Annotated in this window: 8 protein-coding genes; 4 read left to right on the forward strand and 4 right to left on the reverse strand. The window is 50.1% G+C overall.

Annotation, left to right across the window (positions count from 1 at the left end; translation table 11 throughout):
- Window positions 1-114 precede the first annotated feature (114 nt).
- Together HMPREF2696_RS01885 and wrbA are read right to left on the reverse strand one after the other, a co-directional pair.
- On the reverse strand, window positions 115-2,292 hold the full coding sequence (locus HMPREF2696_RS01885; protein WP_070587591.1) for a TonB-dependent siderophore receptor: 2,178 nt from the start codon (window positions 2,290-2,292) through the stop codon (window positions 115-117).
- A 210-nt stretch (window positions 2,293-2,502) separates the two neighbouring features.
- Window positions 2,503-3,108: an NAD(P)H:quinone oxidoreductase gene (gene wrbA, locus HMPREF2696_RS01890; protein ID WP_070587595.1), complete on the reverse strand. Its 606-nt coding sequence runs from the start codon at window positions 3,106-3,108 to the stop codon at window positions 2,503-2,505.
- 99 nt (window positions 3,109-3,207) lie between these two features.
- Here wrbA and HMPREF2696_RS01895 point away from each other — a divergent pair, with 99 nt between their 5' ends.
- From HMPREF2696_RS01895 to xth, 4 genes are all read left to right on the forward strand, one after another.
- The gene (locus HMPREF2696_RS01895) at window positions 3,208-4,410 is read left to right on the forward strand and encodes a YihY family inner membrane protein (protein ID WP_070587597.1); all 1,203 of its coding nucleotides are present in this window, start codon (window positions 3,208-3,210) and stop codon (window positions 4,408-4,410) included.
- Window positions 4,411-4,509: 99 nt separating this feature from the next.
- On the forward strand, window positions 4,510-6,291 hold the full coding sequence (locus HMPREF2696_RS01900; RefSeq protein ID WP_070587600.1) for an extracellular solute-binding protein: 1,782 nt from the start codon (window positions 4,510-4,512) through the stop codon (window positions 6,289-6,291).
- Between the two features lie 403 nt (window positions 6,292-6,694).
- Window positions 6,695-6,973, forward strand: a complete 279-nt coding sequence (locus HMPREF2696_RS01905; protein ID WP_004520933.1) for an ArsR/SmtB family transcription factor — start codon at window positions 6,695-6,697, stop codon at window positions 6,971-6,973.
- A gap of 167 nt (window positions 6,974-7,140) precedes the next feature.
- A complete protein-coding gene (gene xth, locus HMPREF2696_RS01910; RefSeq protein WP_004520932.1) occupies window positions 7,141-7,911 on the forward strand; it encodes an exodeoxyribonuclease III in 771 nt (256 codons plus the stop codon).
- 245 nt (window positions 7,912-8,156) lie between these two features.
- Here the strand turns inward: xth and HMPREF2696_RS01915 are convergent, their stop codons facing one another.
- Both HMPREF2696_RS01915 and uvrB read right to left on the reverse strand, forming a co-directional pair.
- Complete coding sequence (locus HMPREF2696_RS01915) at window positions 8,157-9,224, reverse strand: hypothetical protein (protein WP_070587603.1); 1,068 nt, start codon at window positions 9,222-9,224, stop codon at window positions 8,157-8,159.
- A gap of 39 nt (window positions 9,225-9,263) precedes the next feature.
- Window positions 9,264-11,291: an excinuclease ABC subunit UvrB gene (gene uvrB / locus HMPREF2696_RS01920; protein ID WP_004520928.1), complete on the reverse strand. Its 2,028-nt coding sequence runs from the start codon at window positions 11,289-11,291 to the stop codon at window positions 9,264-9,266.
- Window positions 11,292-11,510: the final 219 nt, after the last annotated feature.

Genomic DNA, 11,510 nt, shown 5'->3' on the forward strand with positions numbered 1-11,510 from the left:
CGAGCAATTTTTAGTCAGGTTCAACATAAAAACAGTATGTTAGAGAATATTCAGGCCGTCTGAAAAACCCGATCACTCAGGTTTTCAGACGGCCTACTCTACTTTTCTTTTCAATTAAAACGTATGTTTAACCGTTGCAGTCACGCTACGCGGCGTGCCGTAAACGTGAATATCCGGCATGGTGCGATAGCGTTTGTTAAAGACGTTTTTAAAGTCCAAACTGATGCGGGTGGATTTGCCGATTTTGTAATGACCGGTCAAATCCAGCGTGGCGTACGGACGTTGGGTCAATGCGGCGGCAGCAGCCGGATTGATGTCTGCAGGGTATTCATCCAGCGTATGGCTGCGGCTTTGCCAGTTGACGTTGGCACCCAGGTTCAAACGGTCGGTTACGTCATACGCGGTAAAGAGTTTGAACAAATGAACCGGATAAGACGGATGCAGTTGAACCCCTTCGCTGTCTTTGATTTTGGAACGTGCATAAGACGCATTCAGCAGCCATTTATCACTCAGGCGGCCGCCGACAGAGAGTTCCACGCCTTTTGTTGTGGTGTTGTCGGCTGCACGGTAGTATTCCTCGCCATTCGCGAATTTGCCTGCGACAACGCCCAAATAGTCGCGTTTGTTCATAAAGACGGAAGCGGAAGCATTCAGACGGCCTTCAAACCATGACGCTTTCAAACCGGTCTCGTAAGTTTTGCCGCGCTGCGGTTTGAGCGCCGCGCCGTCTTTGGTCAGGTAACGCACTTGCGGACGGAAAATGGTGGTGTAAGACGCATAGGCAGTCAGATTGTCGCCGATGTCGTAGGTTACGCCCAAATAAGGAATGAAAACGTTTTGTTTATGGCTGCTATGTGCGAATTTGTTACGGCTGGTGCTGTAACGGTAACGCCAATCCACAAAACGGCTACCGCCGATAAAGGCGAGCTTGTCGGTCAGTTTGAAACGGGTCGAGCCGTAAACCGACAGGTTTTTCATGCGTGAAAAACCATCGCGCAGATACGGCATATCGGGTTTGGCGATGTTGCCGTCAAATTTACGTAAATCAGGAATCGTCGATTCGCCTTCTTCATAGAAAGAAAGGTTTTCTTTGTTGTCCTGATAGCTGATACCGACATTAAACTCGTGCGAGCGGCCCAACGCTGGATAATGGCCGTCCAAGGCCAGCGCAAAATTCTGATCGCGGTATTTGCTGCGGTCGCGGTCTGAAGTGAAAAGTGCAGAGTAATCAGGATTGATTTCAAATGTACCGGCAATGCCTGAAACGATGTCGTTTTTACCCGAAACATGGCTGTAATCGCCTGTCAGTTTCCAGCCGTTGTCAAACTCATGACTGAGGGAAGTGAACACTTCGGCACTGGTGTCTTTGCCGTATGCCCAGCGTGCGGACGAATTGCTGCGTGGCGAAGACTCAAACGGTTTGAATCCGTCTTTACGATTGCCTGCTGCGGTCAGGTAGCTGAAACGCGAGCTGCCGGTATTGCGGAAACGGTGTATTTCCGTACCGAGGCGCCATTGGGTTTGCGGCGTGATATCGTAAGACAAAGTACCGTAGAAAGTGTGATTATGGCGCGATGTACTCGGCAGGTAATCGCCGCCATGGTCGCTGACCAAAATAGCGCGGCCGCGCAAGGTATTGTCTGCATTCAAAGGCTGATTGGCATCAAGGACGAAGCGGTAGTGTTTCCACGAACCGACACCGGCTTCCACACTGATGGCTGGCTTGGCAGTCGGTTTTTTGCGTTCCAAAGCAACCGTACCGCCCGGCTCGCCCATACCGCCGTTGGACAAACCGCTTGCGCCGCGCACGACGACGACTTGTTCGTACAATGTGCTGTCCAGATTGTTGGTGCCGCGGCGGATGGCTTTACCGTCGTAAAGGAATTTGGGCGCGCCGTCTACGGAAATGCTGTCAATCGCCTGACTGCGCGAAATAAATTGGCTGTGGCCGGATACGTTGTTGCCCATTTTGCTGTGGAACACGCCCGGTGTTTGCTTCAACACGTCCTGCAAGGTATCCAAACCTTGGTCGTCCATTTGTTTTTCGGTAACGACAGACAAGGACTGCGGCGTTTCGCGCTGGGTCAGGCGGATGCCTGTCGCGGCAGAGGAAGCGGGAATGGTGTAGTTGGAAGTAGTCTGTTTTCCGACGCCTTGGACGGTAACTGTCGGTAAATCGACACGCTCTTGCGGCTGGGTATTTTCTACTTCGGTTGCGAAAGAATACGCCGAACACAGCGCCAGACTGACGGCAAAGCTTAATTTGCCATAGGGAAATACGGGTAGTGACATAGCTTCTCCAGTTAGCTGATGTTTTAATTTGGTGGCAGATTCTATCAAAAAGATGTAGTCCGATGAAACTATACTCTAGCCCCTATTTTCTAAGTAGTTCGTTTAATTCAAAATATTTATTTTTAATCTAGTCCTAATTAACTAAAAAGGCCGTCTGAAAACCCGCATCATCAGGTTTTCAGACGGCCTTAATCTTCTTATCGCAAAAAATCAGTCTGCCAATTTTCGTGCCAATTCTGCCAAACGTTTACCTTGTGCAAAGGCAATGTCGTTTTCTTCGGCAGTCAATGCCGGCTTGCCGTCGTGGCCGGAAACATGGCTTGCGCCGTAAGGCGTGCCGCCGCTTTGGGTATTGCTGAGCGCGGATTCGGTATATGGAATGCCGCTGATGACCATGCCGTGGTGCAACAGGGGCAGCATCATGGTCAGCAAGGTGCTTTCTTGGCCGCCGTGCAGCGAAGATGTGCTGGTGAATACGGTGGCAGGCTTGCCGACGAGTTCTGCACCGAGCCAAAGGGGAATGGTTCCGTCGATAAAGTATTTCATCGCGGCGGCCATATTGCCGAAACGTGTCGGGCTGCCGAGCGCGAGGCCGGCGCAGTTTTTGAGGTCGTCGGCAGTCGCATATGGCGCACCTTCGTCGGGAATGGCTTTTTCAACGGCTTCGCAAACGGTGGAAACTTTGGGAACGGTACGCAATACGGCTTCGCAACCGTCCACGCTTTCGATACCGCGCGCGATTTGACGGGCAAGGTTGCGCGTGCTGCCGTTTTGGGAATAAAAGAGAACGAGGATTTTCAGAGGATTTGGGTTCATTTGGGGTTTCCGTTACAATGCTGTCAGGTTTCAGACTGCCTTTTGAATACTCGGGCCGTCTGAAAAGAAGAAATTTCAATTTAAAAGTGGGAAAAGGTTATGCCGTTTTCGCAATGGTGGCAAGGTTTTTTAAAGAGTAAAGGCGTGGCGTTCGCTTGGTTTGTCGTGCGCCGTTTTGATGAGGAGCGTGTGCCGCAGGTGGCGGCAAGCATGACGTTTACGACTCTTTTGGCTTTAGTACCCGTGTTGACGGTGATGGTCGTCATCGCTTCGGCCTTCCCCGTTTTCGACCAATGGTCGGGGGAATTTGTCTCTTTTATCAACCGCACCATTGTGCCGCAGGGCGCGGATATGGTGTTTGACTACATCAATGCGTTCCGTGATAAGGCCACCAAGCTGACGGCGATCGGCAGTGTGATGTTGGTCGTAACCTCGCTGATGCTGATTCGGACGATAGACAATGCGTTCAACCGGATTTGGCGCGTCAATTCGCAACGGCCTTGGATGATGCAGTTTTTGGTGTATTGGGCGTTGCTGACGTTTGGGCCTTTGTCTTTGGGCGTGGGCTTGTCGGTCGTAATCGGTCAGGTGCAAGTAGTGGGCGGCTCGGAATGGCTGAGGGCTATCACTACGGTTTCATTTATTACGCTGCTGCTGTGGGGTTTATACCGCTTTGTGCCCAATCGTTTCGTGCCTGCCAGCCATGCTTTGGTCGGCGCGGCTGTAACGGCGTTTTGCTTGGAAACGGCACGCTTTTTGTTCGCTTGGTACATGGGCAACTTTGACGGCTACAAATCAATTTACGGCGCATTTGCCGCTGTACCGTTTTTCCTGTTGTGGCTCAACCTATTATGGACGCTGGTATTGGGCGGCGCGGTTTTGACTTCGTCCCTATCCTACTGGCGCGGTGAAGCGTTCCGCCGCAGTCTGGATGCGCGCGGCCGCTTTGATGATGTATTGAAAATCCTGTTGTTGCTGGATTCTGCCCAACAAAACGGCAAGGCATTGCCGGTGCAGGAGTTCAGACGGCATATCAATATGGGCTTTGACGAATTGGGTGAGCTTTTGGAAAAACTGGCGCGACACGGCTATGTCTATTCCGGCCGTCAAGGCTGGGTCTTGAAAATGGGAGCGGAGTCCATCGACTTGGCGGAGCTGTTCAAACTCTTTGTCTACCGTCCGCAAACGCTTAATAAAGACAAGGTCAATCAAACGGTTGACCACATCATGCAGCCCTGCTTGGAAACCTTGAACATGACGCTTGCCGAGTTCGGCGCCCATACAAAAAAACAATCCTCTTAAACCTGACGCCGTCTGAAACCAAAAATATCAAGTTTCAGACGGCCTTTGCTATAATCGGCACACTACTGAATACTACATTCGACCTACAAGGAAAAATAGATGAAAACACCAGCCCTACTCTCTCTGCTCGGTTTGATTCCATCTGCCGCCTTCGCCGCCCACGGCGTAGGCCTTGGCCAACCACCCAAATATCCGGCCAACTTCACCGCTTTCGAATACGTCAATCCCAACGCTCCCAAAGGCGGCTCATTTACCACGCCTTTCCTCGGTGCTTTTGACACGCTCAACCCCTTTACCCTCAAAGGCAACCACGAATACGGCATCAGTATGCTGACGCTCGATACCCTGACCGAGCAAAGCATGGACGAACCTTATGCCGTTTACGGCCTGATTGCCGAAGACATCGCCCTGGCGCCGGACGGCCTTTCCGTTACCTTCAAAATCAACCCCAAAGCCAAATTCCACAACGGCGACCCCGTTTTGGCCAAAGACGTTGCCGCTTCATTTAACATCCTGACCAAAGACAAAGCCGCCGCCCCCATGTACCACTTCTACTGGAGCGACGTGGCCAAAGTAGAAACGCCCAACGACCGCACCGTCGTGTTCCGCTTCAAGCAGCGCAACTCAGAATTGCACATGATTCTCGGCAGCCTGCCCGTCTTCTCGCATAAAAGCTATCCCAAAGGCCTGGCCGCCGCGCCCAACAGCCTGCCCATCGGCTCCGGCCCCTACCGTTTTGCCAAAGCTGAAAACGGCCGCATCAGCGAGTTTGTCCGCGACAAAAACTACTGGGCGCAAAACCTGCCCGTACGCAAAGGCCGCTACAACTACGACCACATCCGCATCAAATACGTCAAAGACGAAGTTGTCCGCATCGAAGGGTTAAAAGGCGGCCAATATGACTTCGTACAAGAAAACGTCGCCCGCAACTGGGCGCGCGCCTACTCAGACGAAGTCCTCAAAAAACGCAACCTGTCCAAACACGAATGGCTGCAAAACAGCACCGCCGGTATGCAAGGCTTCGTCATCAATATGCGCCACAAGCCCTTGGACAATATTTACGTCCGCCGCGCCTTGATTGAAAGCTTCGACTACGAAAGCGTCAACAGCCGCATCTTCTACGGCGCATACCGCCGCACCGACAGCTTCTTCACCAACAGCACCATGGCCGCAACCGGCAAGCCTGACAGCGCGGAAACCGCATTGCTCAAATCATTGGGCACCAAGCTGCCCGACGGCGTATTGGATCAAGACGTCCCTATGCCGCCGGTTACCGACCCTAAGCTGGGCGTGCGCCCGAACCTGCTCAAAGCACGCGCCCTGCTTGAAAAAGGCGGCTATCAATACAAAAACGGCAAAGCAGTCGACAAACAAGGCAAACCGCTGACCTTTGAATTCCTCGCACCAAGCAAAAACTACGAGCGCATTACCGCCAAATGGCAGCGCGACCTCGCCAAAATCGGCATTACCATGAACGTGCGCACCGCCGATTCCGCTGTGTACCAAAAACGCATGAACGACTTCGATTTTGACGTGACCACCGGCTACTACGGCAACAGTGAAAGCCCCGGCAACGAGCAATACGACTACTTCAGCTGCGCCGCCGCCAAAACCGAAGGCAGCCGCAACCTGTCCGGCGTCTGTCATCCTGCGGTCGAAAAACTGCTGACCCATTTCAACAGCTTTACCAACCGCCAAGAGCTGCAAACCACCTCGCGCGCGCTCGACCGACTGATCCGCCACCAATACACTATCGTTCCAAACTGGTTCGCCGACCGCTACCGCGTCGTGTACCGTAACGATGTAGGCATTCCGTCCAAGCTGCCGAAATACTACGATCCCATCACCTTCGCCATGACCGCAGGCTGGAAGAAAAAGTAGTCGCATTTCGACAACACGCCAAGCGTCTGACAAGCCCCCGACGCGTAGCCTTTGGCATAGAAACCCATTATTCGTTTAAAACCAATTAATCCACCCAAACAAAATAAACGCAAAAGAAAAAACAACTTAAAGCCAAATCAAAGGCCGTCTGAAAAATCCGTCAGCAAAATCATCTGCAACGGAACATTTTAGACGGCCTTTTCGTCTTTTTTCAATCCAGTTTCGCAACCGAAACGAAATATCAAAAATTAACAAAAAAATTGCAACACAATACCCTCAAAATTTACAAAACCGTGTACACTTCCAACTTAAGATTTTGAATTATAAGAATAATCGTAATAAGAACTACAATCATCCCAATTTAACCAACATCAAGCGTTCATATAATAAAAGGAACAAAAACATGGAAATCAAACGTCTGTCTACCATTCTCAAACTGATTGCCAACCCCGAACGCATGGCCATCCTTTTCCTGCTGCTCGACGGCGACCGCAGCATTACCGAACTGGCACAAGCACTCGGCTCCTCCCCGACCGGCATCGCCAACCACCTCGCACGCCTGCGCACCGAAGGCATCATCGATTTCACGCGCTACCACCGCATCATCGAATACCGCCTCATCTCCGAAGAAGCCGCCACCATCCTCAATACCCTGCGCACGCTCAAAGACCAAGCCGAATAAACAAATTATTCCACATCACAACAACAAGGCCGTCTGAAACATCAGCTTTCAGACGGCCTGCCCCTTTCAGCCCATATCGAAAAATAAACCAATCCGCTATACAATACCGCCCATGCCCACAGGCGCAATCCGCCGCCTTCCCACCCAATAGCACACACGGAAACATCATGAAAATCGCCACTTGGAACGTCAACTCCCTCAACGTCCGCCTGCCCCAAGTACAAAACTGGCTGGCCGACCACCAAGCCGACATCCTCGCCTTACAAGAACTCAAACTCGACCAAGACAAATTCCCGGCCGCCGCCCTGCAAATGATGGGCTGGCACTGCGTCTGGAGCGGCCAAAAAACCTACAACGGCGTCGCCATCATCAGCCGCTACGAGCCGCAAGACGTACATTGCGGCCTTCCCGCCCTTCCCGACGACCCGCAACGCCGCGTCATCGCCGCCACCATCAACGGCGTGCGCGTCATCAACGTCTATTGCGTCAACGGCGAAGCCCTGGACAGCCCAAAATTCCAATACAAAGAACAATGGTTTGCCGCACTGACCGAGTTCGTCCGCACTGAAATGGCCGCCCACCCCAAACTCGTCCTGCTCGGCGACTTCAACATCGCCCCGGCAGATGCCGACTGCTACGACCCCGAAAAATGGCACGAAAAAATCCATTGCTCCTCCATCGAAAGACAATGGTTTAAAAACCTGCTCGACCTCGGCCTAACCGACAGCCTGCGCAAAATCCACCCCGAAGACGCGTTCTACACCTGGTTCGACTACCGCGGCGGCATGTTCCAACGCAAACTCGGCCTGCGCATCGACCACATCCTCACCAGCCCCGAACTCGCCGCCACCCTTACCGACGTTACCGTCGACCTAGAAACCCGCGCCCAAGAACGCCCCAGCGACCATGCACCGGTAATCGCCGAGTTTGACTGTTAGATTTTGAGTGAATAAACAATAAGGCCGCCTGAAAACTGGATTTCAGACGGCCTTATTGCAAAAGGTTTTCAGATGATGTTTGAGGTCTTCTGAAAGTTTGAAATAATGGTGTGAACAGCAAAGAACGCGTGCGTGCGTACCGCACACACCCTACACGTCGGTTTTAAAGTTTGTGCCGCTCACAGGTAGTGTGTGTGGCATGGCCACGCACGCGGTAGGTGGAGATGCAGGCTACGGCTTACTTATTACGCCGGCTTATTACAGGCTTGTAAATAATTACTCATCACAGAAGATTCAGGATAAGCCAAACTAAATATTGTTTCAGTATGCTTATCTTTAAATTCGGGAATCAAGTAACTTGGAACCATATCCATTTGATGCATAAAATCAATGATTGCATACCGTGCCATAACAAAATTATTCATAATATTCCCATTATTATCTTTAAGATTAGAATTTGAAATTTGATTACCCTCTATACCCCATAGAGCTAAGTATCTTAATATCCATGTTGATAATTTTATGAATAAATTGCCTTCAAATATTTCAGTCAGTGTATTTTTCTGCTTATCAAAATGTGCTTCTTTCATTGGGATTATTGAATCAATCACTGCAGAATAACATACATCTATTTTTGTATATTTTTCGTCATCTTTACTAACCTCAATATCTAATACAATTCCATATTTTCCATGTACAGGTGCTTGTATATCATTATTATTTTTATTAGAAAATTTTGTTCTTCTATAAAATTTTTGATTGCAAAAAAAAGTGTAATCACTAATTATATGAGAAATATCATTTTTTAAAGCATACTCAAAACTCATTTTGTTTTTCTTTTTTCCTCCTAATGCTGTCAACACTGTATGAGTCCAGTACGCATATTTTTCCCAATATATTGCTAAAAGAATTACTTTATTATTGTCTCTGGCATAATTCAATAAAGCATGTTTCTGTTTTGGCATTATTTCAAAATTCTCTTTGTCTTTTTTTACCGATTTTACCTCTACAAGAATAGGAAAATTTTCTTTTTCATTATTCTCTATCAGTAATGAAAAGTCGGGAACTTGATAATCTTTTTTATGTATTTGATTCTGCTTTTGATCTAATCCATGAAGATTCTTTATCCACGGAAATGTTTCAAATAAATTTTGGTATTCTACTTCAAAATTTAATCCTCTCTTAATTCTTGGAAAGTTCTTTTTTATTTGATCATCTCCTATTTGACTCAAAAGAACACTTAACATGCTATCATCTACATCAAATGTTTTAACCAGTTTTGCTAAAGTTACTGCTTTTTCAAAATCGCTCATAATTATTTCTCTAATTTAAATTAATAAATAATATTGCTTTTACTCCACCCCAAAAAGCAAATTCTCTTTAATCCCCCGAATCTTATCCCGCAACACAGCCGCCTCTTCAAACTGCAAATCCCTGGCCGCCTGCTGCATGGCTTTTTCCAGTTTGGCGATTTCTTTGATCGCGTCTTCTTCATTGTGGATTTCGCCGACTTTAACTTTGTTTTTGCCTTTCAGACGGCCTTTGCCGCCGTCTTCTTCGTGGTACACGCCGTCGATGATGTCTTTGACCTGTTTTTTAATCTGCTGCGGCACGATGCCGTGTTCTTCGTTGAATTTAATCTGTTTTTCGCGGCGGCGTTCGGTTTCGTCGATGGCGGCTTTCATGGAGTCGGTGATTTTGTCGGCGTACAGGATGGCGACGCCGTTCACGTTGCGCGCGGCTCGGCCTATGGTTTGAATCAGACTGCGGTGCGAGCGCAGGAATCCTTCTTTGTCGGCGTCGAGGATGGCGACGAGGGAGACTTCGGGGATGTCGAGGCCTTCGCGCAAGAGGTTGATGCCGACGAGTACGTCAAACAGCCCGAGCCGTAAATCTCTAATGATTTCAACGCGCTCGACTGTGTCGATGTCGCTGTGCAGGTAGCGCACTTTGATGCCGAGTTCGCTGTAATAGTCGGTGAGTTGCTCCGCCATGCGTTTGGTGAGGGTGGTAACGAGTACGCGTTCGCCTTTTTGGATGCGGTCGTTGATTTCGCTCATTAAATCATCGACTTGGGTGGCAACGGGGCGGATGATGATTTGTGGATCGACCAGCCCTGTGGGGCGGACGACTTGTTCGACCACTTGCCCGGCGTGTTCTTCTTCGTATTTGGCGGGGGTGGCGGAAACGAAAATGGTTTGCGGCATGACTTTTTCAAATTCGTGGAATTTGAGCGGGCGGTTGTCGCGGGCGGAAGGCAGACGGAAGCCGTAGTCCACGAGGTTTTGCTTGCGCGATGCGTCGCCTTTGTACATACCGCCAATTTGAGTAACGGTAACGTGGCTTTCATCGATGAACATGATGGCGTTGTCGGGCAGATAGTCCATCAGTGTGGGCGGCGGTTCGCCTTCTTTTTTGCCGGAGAAGTGGCGGGAGTAGTTTTCGATGCCTTTACAGAAGCCCATTTCGTAGAGCATTTCGAGATCGAAGCGGGTGCGCTGTTCGATGCGTTGTTGTTCGACGGGGCGTTGTTCGCGGGCGAAAAATTCGATGCGTTCGCGCAGTTCTTCTTTGATGGACTCGCAGGCACGCAATACAGTGTCGCGCGGGGTAACGTAGTGGCTGGACGGGAAGACGGTGTAACGGCCGACGCGTTGGATAAGGCTACCTGAAAGCGGGTCGAACATATCGAGGCGGTCGATTTCGTCGTCGAACAGGCTGATGCGCAAGGCGTTTTCGGAGCTTTCGGCGGGGTACACGTCGATCACGTCGCCGCGCACACGAAAGCTGCCGCGTTTAAAATCCAAATCGCCGCGTTCGTACTGCATGGAAACAAGCGTGGCGATGATGTCGCGCTGCTCGATGGTGTCGCCTTCTTTGACGGACAACACCATTTGTTGGTATTCGGTCGGGTCGCCGATACCGTAAATGGCGGACACGGTGGCGACGATAATCACGTCGTCGCGCGTCATCAGGTTTTTGGTGGCAGAAAGGCGCATCTGCTCGATGTGCTCGTTGATCGCGCTGTCTTTTTCTATGAACAAATCGCGGCTGGGCACATAGGCTTCGGGTTGGTAATAGTCGTAGTAGGAGACGAAATATTCCACCGCGTTTTCGGGGAAAAACTCGCGCATTTCGGCGTAGAGCTGGGCGGCAAGGGTTTTGTTGTGCGCCATGATGATGGCGGGGCGGCCGCTTTGCGCGATGACGTTCGCCATGGTATAGGTTTTGCCCGAACCGGTTACGCCGAGCAGGGTTTGGTAGGCCAGGCCGTCTGAAAGCCCTTCGAGCAGGTCGGCAATGGCAGTAGGCTGGTCGCCGGCGGGGGGAAAGGGTTGGTGGAGTTTAAACGGAGAATTGGGGTATTGGATGACTTCCATAAGACAGCCTGTTTTATATTCAGGTAAAGAGAAGATTATAACAAAGGGCCGTCTGAAAATTGATAGTGTGCCAATCTGATAAGACTAAATATTTCTTCTCCTTCCTTAGCTAACTGAGGTTGGTTGTGTTAGCTGGACAATTAAACTACCCTCTCCCAGGACGTGTACCCCACGTCCTTTTTCTTTATTCGCTTCCTCCCTTTAGATCAGGTTTCTACC

Source organism: Neisseria sp. HMSC058F07, assembly GCF_001810035.1.
Lineage (GTDB): Bacteria > Pseudomonadota > Gammaproteobacteria > Burkholderiales > Neisseriaceae > Neisseria > Neisseria perflava.